The organism is Myxococcus sp. CA051A (assembly GCF_013336705.1).
GTDB lineage: Bacteria > Myxococcota > Myxococcia > Myxococcales > Myxococcaceae > Myxococcus > Myxococcus llanfairpwllgwyngyllgogerychwyrndrobwllllantysiliogogogochensis.
The window spans coordinates 59229-84455 of sequence record NZ_JABUMS010000010.1; the positions used below are offsets into that span (position 1 = coordinate 59229).

Consider the following 25227-nt stretch of genomic DNA (forward strand, 5'->3'; position numbering starts at 1 on the left):
GTGGACGTGGGCGCGTCAGACAGCGCGCGTCAGTAGTCGCCCTCGCCGCCGCCGTCGCCATTCGTCTGGAGTTCCTTGAGGGCCGCGTCCAGGTTCGTGGGCCAGCCCTTGCGCGTGGGCTTCGGGTCCTGCGAGGGGACGTAGACCTCCGCCTGGCCGTCGCCGAGGACATTCACCCAGGCGAGCACGCGCGTGGTGCCGGGCGTGGCCAGGGGGATGCGCACCATGCGGCGGACCTCGTTCGGCGTGCCCTCGAAGAGCGCGAGGTTGAGCGTGGCCAGGGTGTGGGCCTTGTCGCCGCTGGGCCAGTAGTTGGTCGCCACCAGGTACACGCCCTTGGGCGGCGCGCGGTGGATGTAGAGGTACGGGCCATACGCGGGCTGGTCGAAGTCACCGCCCTGCGAGTTGAGGAAGAAGGTTCCGCCGGACGGGCTGGAGGTGTCCGCCCAGTACACGTGGGCCATGGAGGAGACCGCGAGCTGGCCGTCCTTCTCGCTGGTGTCGGTGGGCTCGTAGACGTGCAAGTCCGTGTACACGCCGTCGGTGTCGCTGGTGAGGATGACCTTGAACGGGACGGGCGGCACCTGCGCGTAGCTGGTGGCCTGGGTGCGCGCGGTGCCGGCCTGATTCGTGGCCATCACCGTGACGACGTTCTTCCCGCTGGCCGCGGGGAACTTGCGGCTGAAGCGCCCGTTGAAGGTGCGCATGAGGTAGCGGTCGCCGTTGAGGGACACGACGATGGGGTCGATGGAGGGGTCGCTGACGGTGCCCTCGATGAGCAGCATCCGGTCCACCGTCCAACCGCCGGAAGGCGCGCTGAGGCGCACGGTGGGCAGTATCTTGCCCTTGCCGATGGGCACGCCCTGTTGGCGCGGGTTGGCTGCGGGCGGAGTCTGCGACAGGAGCAGGGCGAGGATGACGGGAAGCATCGCGCGTCCTTGAAAGGGAAAGGGGTCCGACAAAGGCGTCGGTGATGGGCACACTGCGCCCGCTTCACCTTCCATTTCAAGTCGCCTGCCAATCGTCAATAGGGGCGGAACCCCGTGGAATCACGGCCACGCGTGTCACCAGGCGCGGGCCTGGGGACACGTGGCTGGGGCCAGCACGAGGCCCTTCTGCCGCACCAGGAGTCCCGGCAGACTCACGCGCCACGACAGGGGGAGCGGCGAACATGATTCAAGGGCTCGATCACATCCAGCTCGCGATGCCCCGAGGCGAGGAGGCAAGAGGCCGTGTTTTCTACGGCGACCTGCTCGGGCTGCGAGAGATTCCCAAACCCCCAGAACTCGCGAAGCGGGGCGGGCTCTGGTTCGAGCTGCCGGACGGGCGGGGGCTTCATCTCGGCGTGGAGGAGCCGTTTCTTCCGGCGAAGAAGGCGCACCCGGCCTTCCGCGTGGCGACGCTGGATGCGCTGGCCTCGCGCATGTACGAGGCGAAGCGTCCGGTGACGTGGGATTTCGCGGTGCCGGGGGTGCGGCGGTTCCACGGTGAGGACCCGTTCGGGAACCGGCTGGAGTTCCAGGAGCAGCCGAGCGAGCACAAGCTGACGGAGGACGAGGTGCTCGCGGTGCTGTACGCGCTGGAGCGGGGTGAGGTCACGATATCGACGCGGCAGCTCCAGCTCGTGGAGGACTCCGGAGGTGGCGACACGCCGATTCTCTGCTCCAACGGGTGGTGCTTCGTCATCTTCAACGACTCGTGCGAGTGGGACTACATCTCGCGCGTCACCGCGCCGGATGGACGCTGGCTGACGTACGAGGACATCGCCGGTGGACCGGGCGAGCCCGTGCCCATGCCTCGGCTCGAGGACTACCGACCTCCGCCGGACATCGCGATGGATGTGTGGGGATTGCCTTCGTGAGGGCGCGCGTCGCCCTCCAGTCCGGGGCTGTGCTCGCGCTCGCGTGCGCACCCGCGCGTCCGAGTGACCCCGACATCGTCCGCCCCTCTCCAGGACAACCCATCCTCGAGAAGCTCCCTGGCCCCATGCTGGGACCGTTCGAGTCCTACTCAGATGCGCTGCTCGCGGCATGCGGAAGGATTCTCACGAAACCGCATGCGAGCGCGGGACGCGCGGACAACCAGGAGGCCAGCACGTTCTGGCGCGTGTCGAGCGAGTACTGCGCCTGGGTGTATTACACGCCGGATGACCAGTACATGGTGAGCAAGCTCACGAACCAGTCCGCGGTAGACCCACTCCATCGACTCAAGACGTGCCTGCTTCCCTCTACCGTCGAGGATTCGCGCTACCCTCCAAACAGCATCAAGTACATCTATGCGCTCCACAACCATCCGTTCGGAAGCTCGCTGTCCAGGGGTGACATCCGCTTCATCGTGGAGCAAGGCTCCGCCCATGGCTTCGAGGCGCGGACCAAGGACGGCGTCGTTCGGCTCTCCATCGTCGCGTTCTTCGCGAACGACCTCTCGAAGCCCGCCTGTGACGGGTTCCACCAATACGTCCCCGTGACGGGTCACATCATGAAGTGGACTCGAGAAAGAAATCGCTGGAGCTGCGAACAGACCGCGCACGTCTCCTGGAACGAAGACGCCACTGACTTCACGCTCCGCGCCACGAGAAGCCCCTGCTTCGAGAAAGCCCGATGAGACGATTGCTCGTTCCATGGCTCCTGCTCGTCGCGGGTTGTCCGCGAGCCATGCCCCCTCGCCCCATCGATGTGGACCCAGCTCTTCGCTTTCCGGAGTTCTTCGCCCAGCCAGCGCGCGGGATGGAAGATTCCGGCAGCGCCCTCGAATTGGATGGCGTGGTGCTCAAGGCCCTGATGCTCGCGGCGAACGACTTCCTGCCCTCGGGGAACCAGGGGAAACACTGTTGGGAGCGACAGGATGCTCGCCTCTTTCGCTTCATCCGGGAGGGCGACATCATCTTCATCCGGATGGACGTGGACCCCTCGGCCTGTGACGGCAAGGTCCTTCCATTGGACTCGGGCGCCGCCTATGCCGTCCATGTGGATGGTCGCATCCTTCGTCGCGTCTTCGATGGAGAGCCCGGCTCCGGCATGGACCTCGAGTCCTTGGACGCGGGCACACGCGAAGACGCGGGACCTTTGACGGTTGACGCGCCTGTCGGCTCGACCTGGGGCGCGCCTTCCGACACGACACCGGCACGATGGCTGGATGGCGGCGTCCTCGACGCGGGAACTTCGCGCTGAGACTTCGCGCTGAGACCTCGCGCATCGTTCGTCGCCACTGTCCTTCTTCGAGGCTCCGGGGCTGCACGCAGCACGCCTGACCCGAACTCCCTAGCGCTCCGCCGCCCGCGTGCTGGGGCTTCGCGACGACGAGCCCTGGGCTCGAATTGCATCCGAAGTGTCGGCGCCTACCTTTCTCGCACAACGCACAGACATACCCAGGGGGGATGAAATGGCTTCGACAGAGACCGTGCAGACGAGGGAGGCCCCGAGGACCGGGTGGGGCAGCGAGACCCAGGCGGAACCAGGCCTGCTCATCGAGGACCATGCGCTCCTGGGCGACCTGTACACCGCCGCGCTCGTGGCCAAGGACGGCTCCATCGACTTTCTCTGCCTCCCGGACTTCGACTCGGACGCGTGCTTCACCTCGCTCCTGGGAACCGCCGACAACGGGCGGTGGAAGGTGGCTCCGACGTCACCCGTGCGCGAGGTGAAACGCCGCTACCGCGGCAAGACGCTCATCGTCGAAACGGAGCTCGTGACGGACGAAGGCGCGGTGCGACTCGTGGACTTCATGCCCATCCGGAAGGGCAGCCCGCACCTGGTGCGCCAGGTGGAGGGAGTCCGAGGCACCGTGAAGATGCGCTCCGATCTGCGTCCCCGTTTCGGCAACGGCTACACCGTGCCCCTGGTCAGCAAGCGAGACGGTGCCTCCGCGGCCGTCGCCGGCCCGGATGCCCTCTACCTGCGAGGCGGAGCCGGTGAGGCGCCCCCGCCGTTCGAATCGGAGTTCACGGTTCGCGCCGGCCAGCGGATTTCCTTCGTGCTGTCCTGGGGCCGCCCCTACAGCGACATCCCCGACGTGCTGGACGCGGAGGCCGCCCTGCGGGAGACGCAGGCCTTCTGGGAGGACTGGGCCTCGAAGATCCGCCTGCCCGCGAAGTACCAGGACGAGGTCGTCCGCTCCCTCATCACCCTCAAGGCATGCAGCTTCCGACCCACGGGTGCGCTCGTCGCCGCGCCCACCTTCGGACTCCCGGAGACTCCAGGCGGAGAGCGCAACTGGGACTATCGCTTCTGCTGGATTCGCGACGCGGTCCTGACGCTGCACGCGCTCATGCGCGGCAACCTCACCGACGAGGCGGAGGCCTTCGGCAACTGGATGGTGAATGCCATTGGAGGCGCCCCGACCCAGCTGCAAATCATGTACGGCATCCGGGGCGAGCGACGCCTCACCGAAGTCTCGCTGGACTGGCTGAACGGCTACGAGGGGGCCCGCCCCGTGCGCATCGGCAACGGGGCCTACTCGCAGTTCCAGCTCGACATCCTCGGCGAGTTCGCCGGGGTGCTCTACCTCCACGCGAAGCTGAAGGGCACGTTGCCGGAGCGCGCCCGGAAGGCCCTCAAGAGCGTCGCGACGCGCGTGTCCGAGGTCTGGAGAAATCCGGACCATGGCATCTGGGAGATGCGCGGTCCGAAGCACGACTTCACCGCCTCCAAGGTGTCGGCATGGACCGCCGTGGACCGCTGGGTGCGAGTGATTGAGGAGTACGGCTTGAGCGAGGACAAGGCGCCGTGGGTGAAGCTGCGGCAGACCATCTTCGACGAGGTGTGCAGCAAGGGCTACGACGCCAAACGCAACACCTTCACCCAGTACTACGGCTCGAAGGGAGTGGACGCGAGCCTGCTCTTCATCCCGCTCAGCGGGTTCCTCCCGGCGGACGACCCTCGCGTCGCGGGAACGGTGCTCGCCATCGAGCAGGAGCTGATGCCGGACGGGCTGGTGCTGCGCTACCGGACGGAGGACAGCGTGGACGGGCTCGAAGGTGAGGAGGGCGCGTTCCTCGCCTGCTCCTTCTGGCTCGCGGACACCTACCACCTCATGGGGCGCCAAGAGGACGCCCAGCGGTTCTTCGAGAAGCTCTTGGCGCTCAGCAACGACGTGGGCCTGCTCGCCGAGGAGTACCTGCCCAAGGAGCGCAGGCTGTTCGGCAACTTCCCCCAGGCGTTCAGCCACCTGACGCTCGTGAACTGCGCCTACCTCCTGGCTGAAGGATACAAACCCCCGCTGGACTCGTAGACCGGAGGGTGAGGGAATGATCGACCCGTTCGTCATCATCGGCGCCTCGGGAGACCTGACGGCGCGGCTGCTCCTCCCCGCCGTGGCGGAGCTCGTCGAGCAGCAGAAGACTCCCGAGGGGCTGACCCTCACCGGGGTCGATCGGATGGACTGGACCGAGGAGCAATTCCGCGAGCGCATGCGCGAGGCCCTGGACACGCATGCGACGCGCGCCTCCGCGCGGACTCGCACGGAGGTCCTCCGCCGCCTGCGTTACCGGCGAGCGGATGCCACGCGCGGCGAGGACCTCCGGCGCGCGCTTGGCGGCATCCACCCGTCGGTCCTCGCCTACCTCGCCCTGCCAGCACATCTGTTCGAGCCGGTGCTCGCGGCCCTCTCCGAGGCGAGCCTCCCGAAAGGCAGCGTGGTGGCGGTCGAGAAGCCCTTCGGCGTCGACCTCACCTCGGCCCAACGCCTCAATGAACTGCTGCGGCTGCGCTTCCCCGACACCCTGGTCTTCCGCATCGACCACTTCCTGTCGGACGAACTGGTCCAGCGCGTCTTCGCCCTGCGGTTCGGCAATCGTGTGCTCGAGTCCATCTGGAGCCAGCAGCACATCGAGCGGGTGACCATCACCTGGGACGAGATGCTCACCGTCGAGGGCCGCGCGTCGTACTACGACCGCGCAGGCGCGCTCCGCGACATGATTCAGAACCACCTCCTGGAGGTGCTGGCGCTGGTCGCGATGGAGCAGCCCGCGCGCTCCGACGAGCGCTCCATCCGGGACGCCCGCGCCGCCGTGCTCCGGACGATTCCGACCATGACCGCGGAGCAGGTGCGCCAGCGCAGCGTCCGCGCCCGGTACGTGGACGGCGGCATCGATGGACACAAGGTGCCCGCCTACTCCCGGGAGCGGGGAGTCGAGGCCTCGCGCGAGACGGAGACCTTCGCGGAGCTCACGCTCGAACTGGCGAGCTGGCGCTGGGCGGGCGTGCCCTTCGTCCTGCGCACGGGCAAGGCGCTGGCCCAGTCACACGCCGAGGTGGCGGTGTACTTCCGCTTCGAGCCGGACCACGCCTACCGAGGCCAGACTGGTGGCCAGAACGTGCTGCGCATCGGCCTGTCGGAGCCCTACGTCCGCCTCGCGGTGAACATCAACGGGCCGGAGCTGACGCTGGTCACCCAGGACCTGGAGCTGCGGTCGCATGCCACCGGACGGCTCGCGTACTCGAACCTCCTGCTCGACATGTTGAGAGCACAGCCCATGCTCACCCTCCGGGACGACGAGGTGGAGGAGGCGTGGCGAATCGTCGAGCCGGTGCTCGCGGGCTGGCGGCGAGGTGAAGTCCCCCTGCGCGAGTATCCGGCGGGAAGCGCGGGGCCCTCCGGTCGCTGAACAGTGATGCCAGACGGGAGTGCCGCGCGCTCGAACGTCCCCTTGACGGTAGGGAAACCCCTCATAGCTTGTCGTCGGAGCAAGGGGGCGGACATCATGAGATGGCCAAGGGGGGCCACCACCGCGCTGCGATGGTGGGGGCTGGCGGCGTGGGCTCCGCGTCCAGCGCACGCGTCGCTTCTCAGCGGCGACGCGATGGACACCGCAGCGGAGGTGTTCAGCTGGATTGTCATCATCATCGGCCCGGTGATTCTCATCTCCGGGTTCTGGCTGCTCCACATCCTCCCGGAAAAAATCGCGGAGAAGCGCCATCACCCGCAGCTGGATGCCATCAAGACCCTGTGCCTGCTGTCGCTGTTCTTCGGCGGGCTCCTGTGGCCGCTGGCATGGCTCTGGGCCTACTCCAAGCCGTCCCTGTACAAGCTGGCCTACGGGCATGACCGGGTCCCTCCTCCGCACGGCCCCGAGGCCGCGCTCCCGGCCCCCCCAGGCACACCCTCCGAAGGACCGTCCCCCGAAGAGAGAGGGGAGCCGCACTGATGGAACTGCTGCTGCTCCTCGTCTACGCGGGCGTCGTCTGGCTGATCTTCTTCAAGCTCAAGCTGCTGCCGTGGAACTTCGTCTCCCAGGTCATCATCATCACCCTGCCCATCATCGGCATCACGGTGCTCATCCTGCTGGCCAACGTGTACGCGCCGTCCTCGTCGGACGCGCGGGTGATGAACTACGTCGTGCAGGTCGTCCCGCGGATCTCCGGACGCGTCATCGAGGTGCCCGTCCAGCCCAACAGCGCGGTGAAGAAAGGGGACGTGCTCTTCCGTATCGACCCTGAGTCCACGCAATTGGAGGTGAATGGGCTGAAGGCCAGGGTGCGGGAGCTGGACGCGAAGGTCGCGGGTGCTCGCGCCATCGAGAAGCAGCTGTCACTGGAGCGCAAGACGGCCCAGGGCAGAAGGGCCTCCGTCGCGGCCCGGCTGGACCTGGCCCGGCGGCGCGTGCGGCAACACAAGGTCCTCGCCTCCAATGGCTCCGGCACTCAGTTCGACTTGCAGCAGGTGGAGACAGAGGTCCGCAACCTGGAGGGTGAGCTGGCCGCGGCGAACGCCGCCGTGGGGCAGGTCACCCAGAGGCTCGAGGCGCGGACGGTGGACGGCACGCTCGTGGAGCTCGCCCAGGCCGAAGCCGGACAGCAGCAGGCGCTCGCCTCGCTGGCGGATGCGGAGTGGCGCCTCCGGGAGACCGTGACGTACGCGCCCGCGGATGGAACGGTGGTGAACCTCCAGCTTCGCGCGGGCTCCTACGCGGCGGCGCTGCCCATCTCGCCTGTCATGAGCTTCGTGGAGGACGAGCAGAACGTGGTCGCCTACTTCCATCAGAACGAGCTGCACCAGGTCCAGCCGGGCGACGAGGCGGAGGTCACGCTCCAGGCGTTCCCGAACCGCGTCATCAAGTGCCACGTCAAATCCGTGGTCTGGGCGACCGGACAGGGGCAGCTCCCCACCTCGGGGGTGTTGCCCGAGACGGGCGGGGAAGCCCTGCCTCCCGGACGCTACGCCGTCACGCTCAAGGTCGAGAAGTCGGAGGCGGACGAGGTCCTCCCGGCGGGAGCGCGCGGCCACGCCGCCATCTACACCCAGTCGTTCCACCCGGTGCACGTGCTGCGCAAGGTGATTCTCCGGGTGGGCACCAAGCTGGACTGGCTGATTCTCAAGCTGCACTGAGGAAGGGTGGAGCATGGTCGAGCGCCGGCGGTGGGGATGGCTCCGGGCCTGGGCGGTGCTCGTCGTGGGCGGGGGCGTCTGCGGCTGCCCCACACGCGCTCCGCCGCGAGGACCCGAGGTCGTCAAACAGGCACTCCCTCACACCTCGCTCGCCACCGCGTGGTCGGCGGCGGGCGCACCGGAGGGCGGCATCCAGGACGGGTGGCTGGCGACGTTCCAGGACGAACAGCTCCAGGCACTGGTCGCCGAGGCGCTCGGACACAACCCGGACCTCCGCTCAGCCTCGGCGCGGGTGGACCAGGCGTCGGCGATGCTCGGCGTCGCCCGCGCGGGGCTGATTCCCACAGTCGACCTGGAGGGGAAGGAATCCATCGGGTTTGGCCAGGGGCTGGATGGTGTGCTGCGCGGCATCGAAATCTCCGCCGGCTGGGAGGTCGACCTGTGGGGCAAGCTCCGCTATCGCCGCAACGCGGCCCGGGAGACGCTGGCCGCGGCAGAGGCCGAATTCGAGTTCGCCCGGCAGTCCCTCGCGGCGACCCTGGCCAAGGGCTGGCTGCTGGCCACCGAAGCCCACCTCCTGCAATGCATCGCCGTCGAGCGGGTCAGGATGGGAGAGGAGCTGGTCCAGCTCACCACCACGCGGCTGCAGGTCGGCGTCATCAGTGAGCACGAGCTGGTGCTGGCGCAGGCGAACCTGGACTCGTACCGCGACACCGTGAAGCAGTTGGAGCTGACGCGGGTGCAGGCGGTGCGCGCGGTGGAGCTGCTCGCGGGGCGCTATCCCTCGGGGACCCTGGAGCCCAGGGGCACCCTGGTCGAGCTGCCCGGCCCGGTGCCCGCGGGCATTCCCGCCTCGGTGCTCGAGCGGAGGCCCGACCTGATGGCCGCCGAGCGCCGCGTGGCCGCCGCGTTCAACCACGTGCAGGAGGCCAAGGCCGCGCGGCTTCCCTCGCTGCGCCTCACGGGCGCCGTGGGCCTGGTCGACAGCGACGTGGTGGTGCTGAAGGAGACGCTCACCAATCCCACGGGCGGCGTGGCGGCGGGATTGCTCGCGCCCCTCTTCCACGGCGGGGCCCTGGCGGCGCAGGTGCGCGCGCGGACGGCGGAGCAGGAGGCGGCGCTCGGCGCGTACGCGTCCGCGGCCCTGCGCGCCACGAACGAGGTGGAGAACGCGCTGACGAGCGCGCGAGTCCTCGGCGAGCGGCGCGAAATCCTGGAGCGGGCCGTCGCCGAGCACGCGCGCGCGTTGGAGCTCCTGAACGTCGACTACCGCGTCGGGAAGGTCAACCTGCTCGCGCTGCTCCAGCAGACCCTCCTCGCGGACGCGGCGCGAATCGCCCTGCTGCGCGTGCGCAGCGAGCAGTTGATTCAGCGCATCAACCTCCACCTCGCCCTGGGTGGCGGCTTCTCCGTCCCGGCCGAGCCGAAGCCCGCCGCGAAGTAGCCCGCGTGACATCCGGTAGCGACGGACTGTTCCTGTCGCGTCGAACAGTGGCAGGTGCCGCGGTTCACTCGGAAGGGGTGGGTGTCCGGAGCCGCGTGCTGTAACGTGTCCAGCCCAGACACACCACCCCGCGGTCTCTCTGAGCCTTCGATGCCAACCCTGATTCCCGCTCCCATGCGCGTGACAGCCGTGGGCAACAAACCGAAGCTCATTCATGAGTTCGTCGGCCGGGCCACCACCAAGACCTCCGACGTCAGCGTCGCCCACATGAACAGTCCGGGCGGCTGGGAGGAGCCGGGACAGAAGCCCGAGTTCAAGGAAATCACCCTCGTCCTCGCCGGCGTCCTGCGCGTCGAACACAAGGGCGGGTTCCTCGACGTGCGCGGCGGACAGGCCGTCATCTGCGAGCCGGGCGAGTGGGTCCGCTACAGCACCCCCGAGCCCGAGGGCGCCGAGTACGTCGCCATCTGCCTGCCCGCCTTCTCCCCGGGCACCGTCCACCGCGACGCCTGACGCGCCCTTCAGCGCGCGTTCACCATCGTCACGAAGAACTCGCGCAGCGCGCGGAACAGCCGCTGCGTCACCCGCTCGTACCAGGCCTGGTCCTCGTCGGACTCGAAGAACTCGTCGTTCCACGAGCCCATCCCGCCAAAGACATCCGCCACCGAGCACGCCAGCAGGCCCCTCAGCCGTTCCTCGGACGAGGGGAACACCTGGAACAGCGTCACGAGCGAGAAGCGCCGCTCGAACGCGTCGCACGCCCGCTCTCCCAGCCCCACGCTCCGCAGCGCCTCGCGCACCGCGGCCAGCCGCTCCGGCGCGGCGTCACGCAACTGGAAGCCGGTGTTCTCCAGGATGAAGCGCGCCAGTCCGAAGGCCTCGGCGAAGGGCGAGCCCTTGCGCGTGGCGAACTCCTCCGCGTCCTTCAGGCTCGACAGCAGCTCCGCCCGCGTGTTCGTCGTCGCGCGCGGTGACAGGAGCGGCGAGCGCGCCACCTTCAGCGCGTTGAACAGGTACATCTGGTAGCGCGAGTCATTGGGCACCAGTCGCAGTCGCTCCCGCTCCGGAATCAACCCAGGGTCCTTCGCCTGCTGCTCCTTCGTGTACCCCTGCGCCCGCACACGCTCGCGCAATGGCTCCGGGATGATGAGCTCCGCGCCGCGCGCCTTGCAGGTCATCTGGAGCTCCTCCATGAGATTGCCGGAGGGAATCCCATGCACCGCCGCTGGCTCCGCCGTGGCCAGCAACTCCTTCAGAGACTGGGAGGTGTATGGCGTCGCATCCGGCGCGGTGAACCGGTTGAGGTTCTCCGCCGCGCGCGCCCAGACCTCCTCCGCGAAGGGCTGCGCCTCCACCAGCGTCACGAAGTCCCGCCCGAAGTCATCGCCCGACAGGTACACCCGCTCGTCCGACGGGACGAACTCCGCCAGTCGCTCCGGCGGCAAGAGGCTCCGCTCGAAGTCGTCCGGGTCCAGTGTCTGGAAGAAGGGGCGGAAGTCCTCGGAGAGCACCATCGCGCCGCCGTGGCGGAGCACCGTGGACTGGAGCTCCTTGAGCAGGTCCCCGCCAATCAAATCGAACAGCGCCGCCCCCTCGCGCGAGCACAGGTAGTCCGCCACCTGTGACGCCGACACGGCGGGACGCTGGTTCATCGTATTGGAGTCGGTGATGACAAGTGAGAGTGCCTCCAGCACGCGCTCCGCGTTCGGCTGGGCCCGGGCGAAGTCCACGAACTGCCGGGGAGTGATGAGCGAGGAGCTGCTGAAGACGACCTCCAGCTGGTAGAGGGTGTTGCCCTGCTTCGTGCGCACGTCCAGCACCAGGGCCTCCGAGTTGACGAAGGCCGCGGCCACATGGTCCGGCAGCTCACCGGGTCCCAGGCCCCCCAGGTCCATGGCGCGGACGCTCACCAGCTCCTCGCCATCCAGCACCTCGCGCCACGCCTCCAGCGACAGCTCCCGACCCTCTCGCGTGCGCGCGCCCACCGAATACGTCCCTGGCACCTCCAAGAGCCGCAGCGTCCACCCCGACCCCAGGTTCGTCTCCAACCGCGTCAGGACGTCCAGCCACTGCTCGCGCTCCACGCGAAGCAACGAGACAGTCAACGCCAGCACCAGGTCATCCAGCTTCATGCACGTCCTCTCACCGGGCCCTGGGCCCTGCCCGCGCGTCCCTCCGGTCGCGCACGCCGTCCGTCCGCCAGGGTTATCCCATGCGCAACGCCCGGCGGGCGCTCCTCTTCCTGCTATTGTCCATCGCCCTCACCTCCGCCCGCGCCGAGGAGTCCACGTCCCAGGATTTTTCCCGGGGCGCGCGGGACACGCGTCCAGCTCACGCCCCAGGGCGCGGTGAAGGAAGCGGCGACGCTGCCCGAGCCCTGGAACACCCTGCCGTGCGGGCTGACGAACTCGTCCAGGGCGGGGTGGCAGTGGACCGGCGGAGAGTGCGCTCCATCGCCGTGCGAGGCGTGGAGCTGGCCGCGCGGGCGAGGGGACTCCTCCTCTCGGTCGAGGGCGGCTTCGAGCACACCTTCCCCTCACGCAAGGAGGCCGAGCACATGCGGGTGGCGGTGGAGCCCGGCGCGAAGGCCTCGCTCCGCCGCGTGCGCTGAAGCGCGGTGACTATCCCTGACGGCGGCGCGTCAGCCGCGTCTCCACCGCGCGGTCCTCGCGGCCCTCGGGCCAGATGTTGAAGGACTCCAGAACCACGGTGTCCGCGTCCGGCTGGTGAATCACCGTGCGCCAGCCCCAGCGCTGCTTCTGCGTGACGCCCTGCTCGTCGCACATGCTCGCCGTGTAGCTTCCGAGCATCGACACGCGTCCGTCGTCCCGAGGCGCGCCGGTGGAGACCATCATGTTCGCGCTCATGTGGAAGCTGTCCACCCAGGCCGCGGTGTAGTGCTCCTCCGTGCGGTCGAAGCCGAGGATGAACTGGCCCGCGTGCGGCTTGCCCATCGCCGTGGAGTGGTAGTCGATGCGCACGAAGCGCCCGCCGAGCAACGGCTCGATGCTCGCGTGGGTGCGCGACTCCTCGGGCGCACCGGACGGGTCGAACCACGTGCGCGTCAGGCCCTCCCAGGCGCCCACCATTCCGGTCAACACCCGGTGCTCCGCGCCCGGGTCGAAGTCCGCCGTGGGCGCGTTCGTCGCATTCCAGTCCTGGCTCATGCCCTCTTCGTAGCCCCGAGCCTCGTCATCGTCACCACAAAGACTCGTGACGCATGCCATCATCGGCACCCCACGGGAGCCCACGCCTGAGCACACTCGCCACGACCCTCTCCGCGCTGATTGCCGGTCTGCTCGAACAGTTCGCCGACGAGGGCATCCCCGTCCCCAGTCCGCCGCCCCTCCCCGCTTCACCCGAGGAGGCCGCGGCGGCCCTGTTCTCCATCGCCGCGCGGACGCGCACCCTCGTCTTCTCCGTGTGGGCCGACGCCGACGGGGACGACCTCACGGCGGGCGCCTCGTTCTTCACCGTCCGCGCCGATGCGCCCGGGCATCAGGGCATGCTCGGACAAGACCGGCTGCCCGTGCGTCAGCCCTTCGCTCCCGCGCTGCATGCGTCGCTGAGCGAGGCCCTCCACACCCTGTCCCAACGAGGCCAGGACGAGGCGCGCCCCGCGCGTGGCACCGTCGAGTTCCCGCCCGGCGCCGAGGACCCGGAGGTCCTCTTCTGGGTGACGTTCCAGGAGGGCCCTGTCGCCCCCAGCGTCACCGTCTACGCCCGGGACCGTCAGCTCCGCGCCGCGCAGCCTCCGTTCAGCTCGCTGGGCATGCAGCCCTCGGAGGCCGCGTTCCTCACGGAGCGCTTCCTGCGGCTCGATACGCTGTTCCAGGGACAGCCGGTGGTGTTCTCCGGCGCGCGCGGCACCGGGCGCGGCACGTCCCTCCACGCGGCGATGGAAGCACTGCCTGACTTCACCAACGTCCTCGTCGCGCTGGAGCAACCGCGCGCCGTGGATGCGCGGCTCGGGATGGTGAAGGTGGGTGACACCGCGCCGCTCGCGCAGGTGGTCCGCGCGTTCCTCCGGCAGGACCCGGACGTGATTCTGGCGGACGAGCCTCGCGGCCCGCAGGACCTCCAGGTGCTCATCAACTCCGCGCTCACCGGCCACGCCACCGCCTTCGTCCTCGAAGCACAGAGCCCCGAGGCCGTCCTCGCGAAGCTCCACGAAGCCCTGCCCGAGGTGCCCGTCACGCCGCTCATCGTCCACCACGTGCTGGACGCGGCCACCGGCAAGCCGGTCCGCACGCTGCACACCGTCACGCGGGGCGACTCGGGACAGAGCCACGTCGGGGCGTGGGCACCTCCCGCCGTGGCCAAGGGCTGAAGCCCACGCGTCTTGGCGTGACGCACGAGCGTCTTCCGCGAACGCGGGCCCTGCATCCTGGCGGGGACACCCGTCCTCTCGGGCCCCTCGTACATGCCTTGCTTCGCGGACCCAGGTCGTCACCAGGCGCGGCACCGTCATCCACTACATGGAAGTGAAGGTGAATGACGCGCAGTGCTCGAAAGCCCAGCGCAATGCCCAGGAGTTCGTCGAGGACCGCCTCAAGAACGCGCTCAACGGCCAGTACGGCATCCCCGCCCAGCAAGGCGCGCAGACCATCGAGCAGGCGATGGGACGGGGCGCGGACTTCGAGCTCCATCTCATCCGGGTGTCCATGCCCCGCAACGGCACCTTGGAGTACCGGCAGGGCAACCCCATCACCGCCACGTGCTACCCCTGGGGCGAAACCGGCGGACGCGGCGGGCAGCCTGTCGTCATCCTCCAGCGCTGCGACAGCATCACGTACATGGACAGCGCCTGGATTGGTGACACCGGGGAGCGCATCGCCCACGACTTCCTCAAGCACCTCGGCTTCGACGTCCGGGGCGCGGTGCAGAACAATACGGGCAATGGCGTGGACCTCGCCGCCAGGCTCTCCTGCACGCCGACGAGCCCCCGGTGGGCCTTCTTCGAGGTGAAGGCCAGCACCGTGAAGTTCCAGACGGCGCTGGAGCACCCCGACCATCCCCACGCCTCTCTTCGTGGGCTTCTCCAACAACACCTCCGGGTCGACCTTCAGCATCCCCAAGGTCTCCGTGCAGACGCTCGTCCCGCATCCCTTTGGCGGGCGCTATGACAACCAGCACAGTTGCTTCGTCCTGAACTGTGACTGCCGTCAGTTCGTCGCCGCCTCCGGTGATGCGCGGCAGTGCCGGAGCTGCGGCCACCCTCACGGGTCCTGAAGTGAGGTCTGGTGGACACGTTCCTCATGGAACGCGCATGAATCGGGCAGGAATTCAGCACTGTCGCCTGGCGCCCTGGGGCAGGTCCCCTTCACCGCGACGAGGACCGGCACTACCCACGTGTCAGGTGGGTGGGGCCTCCCGCTAGACTGTCGTTCCAAGCGGGAGGAAAGGGGGTTGGGACATGCCGGACGAACGTCCGAAGGACGGCCACGCCGAGACGCCGCTTTTCGCCTCCGTCGCCCACGCGCGCTCACGCCGGGCCGCGGACAACTCACGCACCTTCTGGGTGGTGCCGCTCGCGGTGGCCTTCCACGTGCTCGCGCTCGTGGGACTGGACACCCTCTGGCACGGCTCCACCCTCGCGCCCCGGCTCGTCACGAAAGACGAGGACATGCTCGTCCTGCGCCTGCTCGCCGCGCCTCCGCCGCCGCCCCCCGCTCCCGCCGCCAGCTCGCCGTCCACGCCGCGTCAGGCCTCCGCGCGACGCGCACGCCCCCTGTCGAAGCCCCACCCGTCGAAGGCCTTCACCCGGCCCTCGGAGCCTCGGCCGCTCCCGGCTCCCGAGGCGCCACCTCCGCATGAGACAGCCGACGCGAAGTCCGCGGACGAGGCCCGCGCCACGGCCACCCCTGGCGGCGTCTCCGGTGGCGTGGCGGGCGGGGTCATCGGCGGCGTGGTGAACAGCGTCCTCGCCGCGAGCAGCGCGGGGCTGCTCCCCGTCGCGCAGCCGCCCCCCTCCCGCGAGGAGCGCAACGCCTGGGAGGAGGAGTACTTCGAGGTGATGTTCCGCGACCGCTTCGAGAACGTGCGCTACCCGCACCAGGCCGCGATGGCCGGAATCGAAGGCCGCTTCTCGCTGCGCATCACCGTCGGAGCCCGGGGCCAGTTGCTCGAGCTGTCCGTCGTGGGCCACTGCCCCCACTTCGTCCTGTGCGACGCGGCCCAGGCGGCGGTGCGTGACGCGGCCCCCTTCCCGCCTCCGCCCGCCGCGCTCGGCCCTCGCGTCACGGTGGAGCTGCCCTTCAACTACCACCTGCGCTGACGCGCTCCTCCGCCGACTCCAGCGCCCGGCACGCCCGCCAGCGCGCCAGGCTCCACTCCGGCCAGGACACGTCCTCGCACACGTCCACGTAGTGCTGTTTCAGATGCGCCACCCCCTCGAGCTTCCCCGAGGAGAGCCCACGCACCAGCTCCGGCACGGCATCCCCGGAGAGCGAGTGCAGATACTCGCTATCCACCGAGGCCCCCGGCTCCCCCCGCGTGAGGTTGAGCCGGACGATGAGCGCGTCGGGGTTGATGACATTCACGGCCAGCACCGCGCCCAGCGCCGTGACGAAGGCGCCCACGGCGAAGCGCTCCGGTCGCCACCAGAGCGTCACGCCGCGCCACGCCAGCACCACCCCCAGCGCGAACATGAAGACATGGGTGAACAGGCGCAGGCGCGTGTAGCCGAACGCGTCCTCATACAGCGTCATGCGCTGCACCGCCGAGGCGACGATGACCAGCGTCAACGCCACCATGACGGAGGCCCCCGCCTGGAAGACCGTCCTGGCCAGCGGTGACTCGCGGCGGGTCCACCGCGCCAGCGCCATGACCAGGCCCAGCGTCAGCATGGACACGACCATCAGCTCGAAGAAGCCCCGGCGCGCGTACTCCGCATACGAGTACCCGGGCGCCGGAGACGACGCGTCGCCGATGAAGAGGTACGCCACCTGGAAGCCCGCGAAGGCGAAGAACAACGCGTCCACCGCGAGGATGAGCGTCAGCGCCTCCGTGAGCCCCAACCGTGGCGACGCGGGCGCCACCTCCGCCTCTCCCGCCTCGCTCCCCGTGCGCCGCCGCAGCGCGTGCCCCAGCGCGCTCGCGGCCAGGCCCGCGCAGAGGAACACGCCCATCCCCCTGATGAGCGATGCGCCCAGCAGCGCGCCCACGTCCACGCTCCACACCCGCTGCACGGCCGAGGCGAACATCGCGTCCGCCGACGACAGCAGCATGGCGAACACCGCCAGCACCGGCACGGCGAGCAACACGCCCCTCGCGAAGGGCATGAGGCGCGGCGCCTGCCGCTTCGCGGCGCCCAGGTCCACCGAGTCGCGCACCAGCGCGGGCGGATGGAGCAGGCCGCGCAGCGCGGTGCCCAGCACCACCCCGGGATAGCCTCCCAGCCCCAGCCGCTGCACCCGGCCCGCGCCCCAGAAGTGCATCAGCAGCAAGAGCAGCGTCCCCGCCGTCAGCACGTTCAGCACCACGAGCCACGGGCTGTCACGCACCGCCACGAAGCCCGCCACGGCGAGCAGCGGCGCCAGCAACCACGCGTTGGGCCGCGCGCGCTGCCAGCCCTCGCGTCCGCCCAGGCCCACGAGCACCGCCACCAGCGACAGCGCCATCAATGGAAAGGACACGCCCCAGTGGGGCCGGTCCAACAGCACCTCCGCCAGCACCCCCAGCGCCAGGGCGGCCACCAGCGTGCGGCGTGGCGCGCGCGCCTGGGGCAGCCAGGGCGTGGACGGCAGGGGTGGCGGCGCGGACGGCGCCACCAGGGGCATGGGAGAGAGAGTCGAAGACATGACGGCGCACCTCGGACGGACATCGGCTCGAACGTCCGCAGGATGCGCCCGGGGCCCGGCGCCGTGCGGCCAGAGCGGGCGAGCGGTCGGCCCCCCACCCCAGCCGGCTCCCCGGCCCCACTGGCCGGCCGGCGGCTCAGCCGGCGCGCATCCAGCCCTCGCGCTCCAGCAGGCCCGCGACGCGCGCGGCCACCTCGTCGCGAATGCGGTGCACCAGCACCTCCGACTTGCCCTGCGGGTCGTCCAGCGGCCAGTCCTCGCGCTGGAGCCCCTTCACATGCGGACACGCCTCGCCACAGCCCAGGGTGATGAGCCAGTGGGCGTCCCGGGCCAGCTCCTCCGTGAGCTGCTGGGGCCGCGCGTCCTTCAAATCCAGACCCGCGTCACGCATCGCCTCCAGGACCTCCGGATGCACGCGCTCGCCAGGCTGTGTCCCCGCGGAGATGGCCCGCGCCTTCTCCGGGTCCGCCAGCACGTTGAAGAACGCCGCCGCCATTTGCGAGCGGCCAGCGTTGCGCACGCAGGCGAAGATGACCTTGTTCATCGGTACGACTCCTCCAGATTCCATGGCTCGTCGCGCCCCTCCCCCACGCGACCGTCTTGGGCCTCCCCTCACGGGCTGCCCCGCGCGGAAACTGACACATCCCGTGAAGGGATGCTCGCAAAGAGAGCGAAAAGCCCCCTGCCTGCCCGTATGGGTTCGTCAGCCCACATCCCCCTTGCCCAGGGGTGTCTGGCCCACCCCATTCCTGACGCGGCGCGTGCGGGAACCTCCTCCGCCCGCAGGGAGGATGCATAGGTTCAGACGACGAACATGCATGCGATTCCCACATGGCTCTGGGGGGTCTTCTGGGCGGCGGTGCTGACGCTGCTCGCGGTGGACCTGTTGTCGCACCGGGGGCATCACGGAGAGTCACGCCGGGCCGCCTGGATTTGGAGCGGGGTATGGATTGCGGCGGGCTTGAGCTTCGGCGGGCTGGTGTGGGCGGTGCTCGGGGGGCACGCGGCCCAGGAGTACGTGGCGGCCTGGCTCATCGAGAAGAGCCTCAGCCTGGACAACGCCTTCGTCTTCCTCGTCATCTTCCAGAGCCTGTCGGTCCCCCTGCGCGCGCAGCACCAGGTGCTCTTCTTCGGCATCTTCGGGGCGCTCGTCTTCCGCGCCCTCTTCATCTTCGTGGGGGCCGCCGCGCTGGCGCGCTGGAGCTGGGTGTCCTACGTCTTCGGCGCCATCCTGCTCGTCACCGCGCTGCGCGTGGCGCGCGAGGACCCGGCGAAGCAGAAGGACAACCGGGCGGTGCGCTGGCTGGCCAAGCACCTGCCAGTGACGCAGCAGGTCCATGACAAGAAGTTCATCGTCCGGCGCGAGGACGGCCACCGCGTGGCCACGCCGCTCCTGCTGGCGCTCCTGGGCCTGGAGCTGACGGACATCCTCTTCGCGGTGGACTCGGTGCCGGCCGCCTTCTCGGTGACGCAGGACACCTTCATCCTCTACAGCTCCAACGCCTTCGCGATTCTGGGGCTGCGGGCGCTGTACCTGGTGCTGGCGGGCACGCTGGGCCAGCTGCGCTACCTGCACTACGGCCTTGCGGGAGTGCTGGGCTTCGCGGGCCTGAAGATGGTGGTGGAACCCTGGCTCCACATCCCGCCGCTGCCCTCGGTGGCCATCATCGCCACGCTGGTGGGCGCCTCCGTCATCGCGAGCGTCCGCGCCCGGCGTCGCGACACCCTGGGGCACCCCGCTCCGGCCTCCTCCGAAGGGGAGGGGCCGGAGCCGGAGACCCCAGCGCGACGCTAGTCCTGGAGTTCCCCGTCGGCGCCGGCGCCCGCGCCGCTCAGCTCGTCGGTGGCACCGCCGAGCACGAAGCCGTCGAAGGCCGCGTTGGCCATGACCTTGACGCGCTCCTCGTGCTTCTTGAGCAGCGCCATGTTGGCGGCGGCGGCCTGCTTCGCCGCGTCGGACAGGCCCTCGGCGCCGGTGCCGTTCGCGGCGTCCGACAGGGCTTCAATCTGCTCCTGGAGCCCGGTGCGGGACTCCTCGAGCTCCGCGCGCTCCTCGGCGGACAGCTTCGCGTTCTCCAGCTTGCCGTCCACCATCTTGAGCTGCTTCTGCATGGCCTCCACGGCCTTGGCGCTCATCTTCTGGACGGCCTCCGAGCCCTCCGCCACCATCGACGCGTAGACGGTGCTGGTGATGGTCTGGAACTCGTTGGGCGACATCCCGTTCTTCTTCAGGCTGGCGATGTACGCGGTGCGCACGTCCGCCATCATCCCCATCGCCAGGTTGGCGGCCTCCATCGCGGCGTTGAAGGACGGGTTCGCGTCCGCGTTCTTGGTGTCGTGCTCCTCCTGGAACGCCTTGGACTTCTCCTCGTAGGTCGTGAAGACGGGCAGCGCCGACTCGCGCACGGAGAGGTACGTCAGCAGGCGCTCCTCCCGCAGCGGCAGCACGTCACCCTCGGCGGGCGCCTCGAAGGGGTGGCTCTTGTTCAGCTCCGCCATCTCCTTTTGCTGCACCTGCATCTTCTGGACGGCCTCGATGCTGCCGCCCGCCTTCTTCGCGACCCACACGCCACCCACGACGACGGCGGCGATGACGCCAAGGATGAGGACGCCACAACCGATACCGAGCCCGATGAAGACCTTCTTCATTCACCCCTCCGAGGGAAGTAATACTGAGGCCCCCGTGCTAGCCGGGTGCGCCTCCCGGAGCAAGTGGCCGATGCCTGCCCGGTCGCTGCAGGACACCTCGCGGGCAACAACCGGAGGGCAGGCCCTCAAGGCCCTGGATTCATGGGTGTCTGGGGAGTGGGCGCGCGTGGCAGCCGCACCATGAAGAGGGTGCCGCCCTGCTGCGAGGAGCGCACACGCAGCCGGCCGCCGTGCGCATCCACGATGTGCTTGACGATGAAGAGGCCCAGCCCCAGGCCACCGCGTCCGTCCTGGGACTCCAGGCGCTCGGCGCGCTTCATGGGCTCGAACAGGCGCGGCAGCAGCTCCGGGGGGATGGGCGTCCCCATGTTGTGCACGCTGAGCATCAGCGCGTCGCGCGTGCCATGCGTGCGCACCAGCACCGGGCAGTGGCTGGGGCTGTAGGCGAGGGCGTTGTTCACCAGGTTGGTGATGACCTGCGCCAACCGGTCCGGGTCCCACGCTCCCGCGCCGTCACCGCGGGACTCCAGCTCCAGGACCCGCTCGGGGTGGGCCAGCCGCACCTCATCCAGCACCTGCCGCGTCAGCTCGTGCAGGTCCTGCGGCCGGGGCTGCATGGGGATGCCGCCGCCCAGCCGCGCCTGGGTGAAGTCCAGCACGTCGCGAAGCATGCGCGTGGCGCGCTCGGCGCTGGAGAGGATGCGGTCGATGACCTTGCGCTGCCGCTCATCCAGGCTTTCGCGTCGCAGCAGCGTGGTGGACGCCATGGTGATGGCGGAGAGGGGGTTGCGCAAATCGTGGCTGACGATGCCGATGAGCAGCTGCTCGAACTCCGCGCGACGCCGGGCCTCCTCATCCGCGACCCGCCGCTCGGTGACGTCGTGCATGGCGCCCACCATGCGCAGGGCCCGTCCCGCCGCGTCGCGGACCACCTGCCCCCGGTCCTCGATGATGGCCCACGAGCCGTCTCCCCGGCGGAAGCGGTACTCGTCGCGCCAGTGGTCCAGGCCCATGTCGATGATGCGCTGCATGTCCCGGCCAACGCGCTCCCGGTCTTCCGGATGGATGGACCGCGTCCACCCCTCGATGTCCAACCCCGGCATCTCCGGGGGCAGGCGGAACTGCCGGTTGGCCAGCTCGCTCCACTGGATGTGCCCGGTGGACAGGTTCCAGTCGTAGATGACGTCACGCGTGGCCAGCGTGGCCAGCCGGTAGCGCGTCTCCGACTGGCGCAGCACCTCCTCGGCGCGGCGGCGCTCGGTGATGTCCAGGGACACGCCCGACACGCTCATCACCCGTCCATCCGGCCCCAGCTCCGGGGAGATGAAGGCCATGAACCAGGCACCGCCCACCTCCAGCTCCAGGGAGAACGTCTCCCCTTCCTGGGCGCGCCGCGCGGCGTCCAGCAGCTCCGGTCGGCTCGCGTACACCTCGGAGGTGTTCCGGCCCACGACATCTTCCGTCCGCACGCCCATGGCGCGCAGGCCCGCGCCCTCGAAGAGGGTGATGTTGCCCACCGGGTCCGTGGCCCACAGCACGACGGGCAGCTCGGTGATGACCCGGCGCAGGCGCTCGCGGGCCTCGTCCCGCTCGCGCTGGATGCGCCGGACCTCGGTGACGTCCGTGGAGATGCCACACACCGCATGCGCCTGCCCCCCGACACCGAGCAGGGGGAACTTGAGCGACTGGTAGATGTGCCAGCCGTCCTTGAACCGCACGTGCTCGTCGGACTCCAGGGGCTGACCCGACTCGAGGACCCGCCGGTCATTGGAGGAGAACTCGGCCGCCGCCTCCGGAGTGAACAACTCGTCGTCCGTGTGGCCCACCACCTTCTCGCTGATCAGGCCGCTCCCGCGCTCGAAGGCACGGTTGACGAAGAGATACCGGCCCGTGGCGTCCTTCGCATAGATGGCGGGCGGTGCGTGGTCCAGGATGTCATGCAGCTTCGCTTCCGTGAGCCGCAGCGTCTGCTCATGTGCCGCGGCGTGCCGTGTCACCGCGTCGGCGATGCTCGCGTCGATGGCTCGGTTGAGCGCGCGCAGGCCCTTGAAGTCCGGCGGCCACCCCGACTCCTCCAGCACCTCGACGAGCACGTCGCGCAGCAGGCCGTACTCGCGCACCACCGCGGCGATGTTCGCTCCCGCCCGGTAGCGCTCGGCGCCCTGTCCGTCGGTGGGGAGCTGGACCTCGTGCTCGGCCGAGACACCGAAGAGCCGCAGGAGGTCCACCACCGAGTCCACCCACTCCAGCGAGCCCGTCGTCTGGGTCGGAAGCCGCAGCAGCCCCTCGCCGCGCGACGCCCCCGCGCGTTCCTCCCACCTCCGCGCGATGTCCTCCCGACGGGAGGACAGGAGGTCCGACAGCGGACCGATGGGCGCGGGGCAGGGATTCATGCGAGCGCCCCGCCCGTCTGGGTCCAGGCGTCGTCCAGGTGGGGGTGAAGCCAGGCCGGGCAGGCTCCAGTCGGACAGCGCATGCCCCCCCGGGTGCGCGCTTCCGCTGGCCCGCCCTTCGTCGGCCACTCGCTGGAGTGGCTCGACCTGGATGATTGGCGCGTAGGCATGGCCGTCAGGATTGGAATAGGGAGCCCGAAGCTTCCAGGCTCCTGTCTTCTCGGGCCGCATGGGTGACCCCCCGCTCGGGAGGCGGGCACGTGGGCGCTCCGTGTCCCAGTGACTCATCGCGAGCACGGCACCGGCGAGCAGGCGCCCCACAGGCCCCGGCGGGCCCTTCGCGCCTGGAACTCCAGCGCCTCGAACTCGACCCGTCGGGAGTCGCCGGCGGGCGGGACATGGAGCACGCACGCGAAGCCCCGCTCCACCAGCAGCGCGCTCACGTCATGTCCATCGACGGTGACGTAGGCGAGCCGTCGGCCGAAGCGGTCCTCACACGCCTCCGCGTCGACGAGCGTCACCCGCCGTCCTTCGACGAGGCTCCGGTTGAAGGCCAGGGCCTCCTGCCCGAAGCAGTCGTGTCTTCCCGCCGTGCTCTCCGGTGTGTCCGCGAGCAGGTAGCGGATGCGCTCACCGCCTTCGAGCAAGACGGTGTCACCGTCGATGACCTCCACCACCCGGCCCGTGTCGGGTCCACACCTCGTCCCCGCGTCACCCCCACAGGCCACGAGCAGCCCCAGCAGGGCGAGCGCGGCGCTCAGGGCACGCATGCGCGGTTCTCCAGGCCCGGCGTTCCCCGGTCTCCCAGGCCATAGCGCGCCGACGAGGGCGCGAGACAGAAGCTCCCCGGCGCGTCATTGCGCTGAGGGTCGCTGTTCGCCGGGCTGACCTGCAGCGACACCCCCGGCGTCGCGGCGCTCGTCCAGGTGATGACATCCAGCACCCGGCTCCCCAGTGACAGGCGGAGCGAGTGGCTGCCCGAGGCATTGGACAGGTTGAAGGAGAACGTGGCGAGCACCGAGGGAAGTCCACCATTGAGCGCAGTGTCCGCGCCGCGCGCGAGCACCCCTCGGGCCCCGGCCTTCAACGACAGACAGAGCGTCGCGTCGAGCACCACACTCATGCCTCCCTCATTCATCAGCGTGACGCCATTGAGGTCCACCTCGCGCAGCGCGAGGACCTCCACCCACTCCCCCGCGCTGTCCGCCACCGCGCTCGGGTCCGCCATGAACTCCGTGAGCACGAGCGAGCCCACCTCCGGTAACCGGACCGGGCGCGGGGTGCCCGTCACCCGGTCGATACACGTGCGCGCGGGGCTCCCCGCGTCCGGAACACCGGCGTCTCGGAGACCCCCGTCCTGTCCCGCGTCACGGGTTCCTCCATCCGTGGAGCCCGCGTCGAAGCCACCACTCGGGTCGCGCCCTCCATCGGGAGCGCCACCATCCGGTGCACCGGAATCCACCCCGCCCCCGCCCGACACGCAGGCCCGGTTCGCGCGCCCCGGGGTGCCCAGGTTGCCGCGCGAGCCATACGCCTCCGAGGCACGACACCACACGTCCGCTGAGTCATTGCTGGACGCATTCGTCATCCCCGCGGACACCTGAATCGCGACACCGTCTTCCGCCGCGCCATATGCGACGGCATCGACGAGCACCTCCCCGGCACGCACCTGCACGACACCTCCCGTGTTGCGCAGGTCCACACCGAACGTGGCCACGGGCGCGGGCAGTCCTCCGTTGAGTACGGCCTCGGAGCGTCGGGCCAGCACCGCGTACCCTCCAGAGGGAAGTGACAGACAGTTCGCGCCCTGCACCTTCGTGCTCGTGGTGTCGGTGCCCAACGTCAAGCCATTGAGGTCCACGGGAGCCGTGGCCAGGACCTCCACCCACTCGCCCACCGTGTCGTCCCCGAGTGGATTCACCATCAGCTCCGTGATGACCAGCTCACCCGCGCGAGGACGCTTCACCTCGCGAGGAACCTGAGAGCCCAGGGAGAGGCAGGTCTCCGTGCTCCCGTTCTCCTCGGATGCGCCTTCCGCTGGCGCACAGGGGGGATTCGCGGTGCCGGGGCTTCCCTGGGACACCCCTGCCACGTCCGAGCCCGAGCCGTCACACCAGCGCGCCGGGTCATCATTGCCAGCGGAGTCCGGCACGAGCCGTCCGTCATAGCCACGGGCCACGCCGCTCTTCGCCGGCGCCGAGAGCGAAACCTCGTCAATCACCCGCTCGCCACATCGAACACCCAGCCTCCCCGACGTGTTACCCAGCGCGCCCAGCTCTTCGCCATAGGACTGGTCCACGTGCGCGGGCACGGGTCCCTCGCGGACATCTCCCAGCACCAGGTAGTCACCGGGCGCCACCGCCAGCGGGCCCCCGAAGAAGAACCCCTTCTCCTGCGAGCCGTCCGAGCGAGCCGCGTACAGCGTCATCGACTCCAGGCTCACGGGCACCTTGAGGGAATTGAGGAGCTCCACGTACTCCCGCCCCGTATCGGTCCCCTCGGGGTCATTCAGGTACTCGGTGATGACGAGGTCCCCGGGCAACACGCCCGAGCAGGCGGCCTCCGTCCCTTCTTCCAACGGCGCGCCACACGCGCCCACGCCCAACAAGCACAT

Annotated in this window: 23 protein-coding genes; 14 read left to right on the forward strand and 9 right to left on the reverse strand. The window is 69.6% G+C overall.

All coding sequences use genetic code 11. The features are described 5' to 3' along the window. Positions 1-29 precede the first annotated feature (29 nt). Complete coding sequence (locus HUA74_RS27260; protein WP_174456902.1) at positions 30-929, reverse strand: DUF2135 domain-containing protein; 900 nt, start codon at positions 927-929, stop codon at positions 30-32. A gap of 242 nt (positions 930-1171) precedes the next feature. Here HUA74_RS27260 and HUA74_RS45200 point away from each other — a divergent pair, with 242 nt between their 5' ends. The 9 genes from HUA74_RS45200 to HUA74_RS27305 all read left to right on the forward strand — a co-directional run bounded on the left by HUA74_RS45200 (position 1172) and on the right by HUA74_RS27305 (position 10282). Continuing rightward, positions 1172-1861 carry a hypothetical protein gene (locus HUA74_RS45200; RefSeq protein ID WP_217439214.1) on the forward strand — a complete coding sequence of 230 codons (690 nt, stop codon included), beginning with the start codon at positions 1172-1174 and terminating at the stop codon, positions 1859-1861. A 125-nt stretch (positions 1862-1986) separates the two neighbouring features. After that, on the forward strand, positions 1987-2604 hold the full coding sequence (locus tag HUA74_RS27270) for a hypothetical protein (RefSeq protein ID WP_217439215.1): 618 nt from the start codon (positions 1987-1989) through the stop codon (positions 2602-2604). Next, the gene (locus HUA74_RS27275; RefSeq protein ID WP_141643094.1) at positions 2601-3170 is read left to right on the forward strand and encodes a hypothetical protein; all 570 of its coding nucleotides are present in this window, start codon (positions 2601-2603) and stop codon (positions 3168-3170) included. Before HUA74_RS27270 ends, HUA74_RS27275 begins: the two co-directional genes overlap by 4 nt. A gap of 211 nt (positions 3171-3381) precedes the next feature. Continuing rightward, complete coding sequence (locus HUA74_RS27280; RefSeq protein WP_174456903.1) at positions 3382-5229, forward strand: glycoside hydrolase family 15 protein; 1848 nt, start codon at positions 3382-3384, stop codon at positions 5227-5229. Positions 5230-5245: 16 nt separating this feature from the next. Continuing rightward, positions 5246-6604: a glucose-6-phosphate dehydrogenase gene (locus HUA74_RS27285; RefSeq protein ID WP_174456904.1), complete on the forward strand. Its 1359-nt coding sequence runs from the start codon at positions 5246-5248 to the stop codon at positions 6602-6604. Positions 6605-6700: 96 nt separating this feature from the next. Beyond that, positions 6701-7144 (forward strand): DUF3302 domain-containing protein, encoded by a 444-nt coding sequence (locus HUA74_RS27290; protein WP_174456905.1) that lies wholly within the window; start codon positions 6701-6703, stop codon positions 7142-7144. Continuing rightward, a complete protein-coding gene (locus HUA74_RS27295; protein WP_174456906.1) occupies positions 7144-8325 on the forward strand; it encodes an HlyD family secretion protein in 1182 nt (393 codons plus the stop codon). Before HUA74_RS27290 ends, HUA74_RS27295 begins: the two co-directional genes overlap by 1 nt. Positions 8326-8338: 13 nt before the next feature. Beyond that, positions 8339-9769, forward strand: a complete 1431-nt coding sequence (locus HUA74_RS27300) for an efflux transporter outer membrane subunit (RefSeq protein WP_174456907.1) — start codon at positions 8339-8341, stop codon at positions 9767-9769. Positions 9770-9919: 150 nt separating this feature from the next. Further along, entirely contained in the window at positions 9920-10282 is a 363-nt protein-coding gene (locus HUA74_RS27305; RefSeq protein WP_141643088.1) for a cupin, read from the forward strand. Between the two features lie 8 nt (positions 10283-10290). On the opposite strand, the gene HUA74_RS27310 is transcribed toward HUA74_RS27305, so the two are convergent. Then, positions 10291-11901: a hypothetical protein gene (locus HUA74_RS27310; protein WP_174456908.1), complete on the reverse strand. Its 1611-nt coding sequence runs from the start codon at positions 11899-11901 to the stop codon at positions 10291-10293. Between the two features lie 260 nt (positions 11902-12161). On the opposite strand from HUA74_RS27310, the gene HUA74_RS27315 reads away from it, so the two are divergent. After that, the gene (locus HUA74_RS27315) at positions 12162-12380 is read left to right on the forward strand and encodes a hypothetical protein (protein ID WP_174456909.1); all 219 of its coding nucleotides are present in this window, start codon (positions 12162-12164) and stop codon (positions 12378-12380) included. Between the two features lie 10 nt (positions 12381-12390). On the opposite strand, the gene HUA74_RS27320 is transcribed toward HUA74_RS27315, so the two are convergent. Beyond that, positions 12391-12999, reverse strand: coding sequence for a DUF1579 domain-containing protein (locus HUA74_RS27320; RefSeq protein WP_174456910.1), 609 nt, complete (start codon positions 12997-12999; stop codon positions 12391-12393). On the opposite strand from HUA74_RS27320, the gene HUA74_RS27325 reads away from it, so the two are divergent. From HUA74_RS27325 to HUA74_RS27335, 3 genes are all read left to right on the forward strand, one after another. After that, positions 12990-14099, forward strand: a complete 1110-nt coding sequence (locus tag HUA74_RS27325; RefSeq protein WP_174456911.1) for an ATPase, T2SS/T4P/T4SS family — start codon at positions 12990-12992, stop codon at positions 14097-14099. The genes HUA74_RS27320 and HUA74_RS27325 overlap by 10 nt on opposite strands. A 160-nt stretch (positions 14100-14259) precedes the next feature. Further along, positions 14260-14895, forward strand: coding sequence for a hypothetical protein (locus HUA74_RS27330; RefSeq protein WP_174456912.1), 636 nt, complete (start codon positions 14260-14262; stop codon positions 14893-14895). A 290-nt stretch (positions 14896-15185) separates the two neighbouring features. Beyond that, positions 15186-16046 carry a TonB family protein gene (locus HUA74_RS27335; RefSeq protein ID WP_174456913.1) on the forward strand — a complete coding sequence of 287 codons (861 nt, stop codon included), beginning with the start codon at positions 15186-15188 and terminating at the stop codon, positions 16044-16046. On the opposite strand, the gene HUA74_RS27340 is transcribed toward HUA74_RS27335, so the two are convergent. Continuing rightward, on the reverse strand, positions 16027-17571 hold the full coding sequence (locus tag HUA74_RS27340; protein WP_174456914.1) for a DUF4153 domain-containing protein: 1545 nt from the start codon (positions 17569-17571) through the stop codon (positions 16027-16029). The genes HUA74_RS27335 and HUA74_RS27340 overlap by 20 nt on opposite strands. Before the next feature lie 136 nt (positions 17572-17707). Continuing rightward, positions 17708-18115 carry a low molecular weight phosphatase family protein gene (locus HUA74_RS27345; RefSeq protein WP_141643080.1) on the reverse strand — a complete coding sequence of 136 codons (408 nt, stop codon included), beginning with the start codon at positions 18113-18115 and terminating at the stop codon, positions 17708-17710. A 270-nt stretch (positions 18116-18385) separates the two neighbouring features. On the opposite strand from HUA74_RS27345, the gene HUA74_RS27350 reads away from it, so the two are divergent. Further along, entirely contained in the window at positions 18386-19366 is a 981-nt protein-coding gene (locus tag HUA74_RS27350) for a TerC/Alx family metal homeostasis membrane protein (RefSeq protein WP_174456915.1), read from the forward strand. Here the strand turns inward: HUA74_RS27350 and HUA74_RS27355 are convergent. The 4 genes from HUA74_RS27355 to HUA74_RS27370 all read right to left on the reverse strand — a co-directional run bounded on the left by HUA74_RS27355 (position 19363) and on the right by HUA74_RS27370 (position 25227). Then, positions 19363-20220 (reverse strand): hypothetical protein, encoded by an 858-nt coding sequence (locus HUA74_RS27355; protein WP_141643078.1) that lies wholly within the window; start codon positions 20218-20220, stop codon positions 19363-19365. The two genes, HUA74_RS27350 and HUA74_RS27355, sit on opposite strands and share 4 nt — an antisense overlap. 125 nt (positions 20221-20345) lie before the next feature. Next, on the reverse strand, positions 20346-22613 hold the full coding sequence (locus HUA74_RS27360; protein WP_174456916.1) for a PAS domain-containing protein: 2268 nt from the start codon (positions 22611-22613) through the stop codon (positions 20346-20348). 284 nt (positions 22614-22897) lie between these two features. After that, positions 22898-23383 carry a thermonuclease family protein gene (locus tag HUA74_RS27365; RefSeq protein ID WP_174456917.1) on the reverse strand — a complete coding sequence of 162 codons (486 nt, stop codon included), beginning with the start codon at positions 23381-23383 and terminating at the stop codon, positions 22898-22900. Continuing rightward, the gene (locus tag HUA74_RS27370) at positions 23371-25227 is read right to left on the reverse strand and encodes a lamin tail domain-containing protein (protein WP_254625278.1); all 1857 of its coding nucleotides are present in this window, start codon (positions 25225-25227) and stop codon (positions 23371-23373) included. Before HUA74_RS27370 ends, HUA74_RS27365 begins: the two co-directional genes overlap by 13 nt.

Coding starts and splice junctions, on each gene's coding strand:
- HUA74_RS27260 (WP_174456902.1), bottom strand. CDS start 929: ATGCTTCCCGTCATCCTCGCCCTGCTCCTGTCGCAGACTCCGCCCGCA.
- HUA74_RS45200 (WP_217439214.1), top strand. CDS start 1,172: ATGATTCAAGGGCTCGATCACATCCAGCTCGCGATGCCCCGAGGCGAG.
- HUA74_RS27270 (WP_217439215.1), top strand. CDS start 1,987: ATGCTGGGACCGTTCGAGTCCTACTCAGATGCGCTGCTCGCGGCATGC.
- HUA74_RS27275 (WP_141643094.1), top strand. CDS start 2,601: ATGAGACGATTGCTCGTTCCATGGCTCCTGCTCGTCGCGGGTTGTCCG.
- HUA74_RS27280 (WP_174456903.1), top strand. CDS start 3,382: ATGGCTTCGACAGAGACCGTGCAGACGAGGGAGGCCCCGAGGACCGGG.
- HUA74_RS27285 (WP_174456904.1), top strand. CDS start 5,246: ATGATCGACCCGTTCGTCATCATCGGCGCCTCGGGAGACCTGACGGCG.
- HUA74_RS27290 (WP_174456905.1), top strand. CDS start 6,701: ATGAGATGGCCAAGGGGGGCCACCACCGCGCTGCGATGGTGGGGGCTG.
- HUA74_RS27295 (WP_174456906.1), top strand. CDS start 7,144: ATGGAACTGCTGCTGCTCCTCGTCTACGCGGGCGTCGTCTGGCTGATC.
- HUA74_RS27300 (WP_174456907.1), top strand. CDS start 8,339: ATGGTCGAGCGCCGGCGGTGGGGATGGCTCCGGGCCTGGGCGGTGCTC.
- HUA74_RS27305 (WP_141643088.1), top strand. CDS start 9,920: ATGCCAACCCTGATTCCCGCTCCCATGCGCGTGACAGCCGTGGGCAAC.
- HUA74_RS27310 (WP_174456908.1), bottom strand. CDS start 11,901: ATGAAGCTGGATGACCTGGTGCTGGCGTTGACTGTCTCGTTGCTTCGC.
- HUA74_RS27325 (WP_174456911.1), top strand. CDS start 12,990: ATGCCATCATCGGCACCCCACGGGAGCCCACGCCTGAGCACACTCGCC.
- HUA74_RS27320 (WP_174456910.1), bottom strand. CDS start 12,999: ATGATGGCATGCGTCACGAGTCTTTGTGGTGACGATGACGAGGCTCGG.
- HUA74_RS27335 (WP_174456913.1), top strand. CDS start 15,186: ATGCCGGACGAACGTCCGAAGGACGGCCACGCCGAGACGCCGCTTTTC.
- HUA74_RS27340 (WP_174456914.1), bottom strand. CDS start 17,571: ATGTCTTCGACTCTCTCTCCCATGCCCCTGGTGGCGCCGTCCGCGCCG.
- HUA74_RS27345 (WP_141643080.1), bottom strand. CDS start 18,115: ATGAACAAGGTCATCTTCGCCTGCGTGCGCAACGCTGGCCGCTCGCAA.
- HUA74_RS27350 (WP_174456915.1), top strand. CDS start 18,386: ATGCATGCGATTCCCACATGGCTCTGGGGGGTCTTCTGGGCGGCGGTG.
- HUA74_RS27355 (WP_141643078.1), bottom strand. CDS start 20,220: ATGAAGAAGGTCTTCATCGGGCTCGGTATCGGTTGTGGCGTCCTCATC.
- HUA74_RS27360 (WP_174456916.1), bottom strand. CDS start 22,613: ATGAATCCCTGCCCCGCGCCCATCGGTCCGCTGTCGGACCTCCTGTCC.
- HUA74_RS27365 (WP_174456917.1), bottom strand. CDS start 23,383: ATGCGTGCCCTGAGCGCCGCGCTCGCCCTGCTGGGGCTGCTCGTGGCC.
- HUA74_RS27370 (WP_254625278.1), bottom strand. CDS start 25,227: ATGTGCTTGTTGGGCGTGGGCGCGTGTGGCGCGCCGTTGGAAGAAGGG.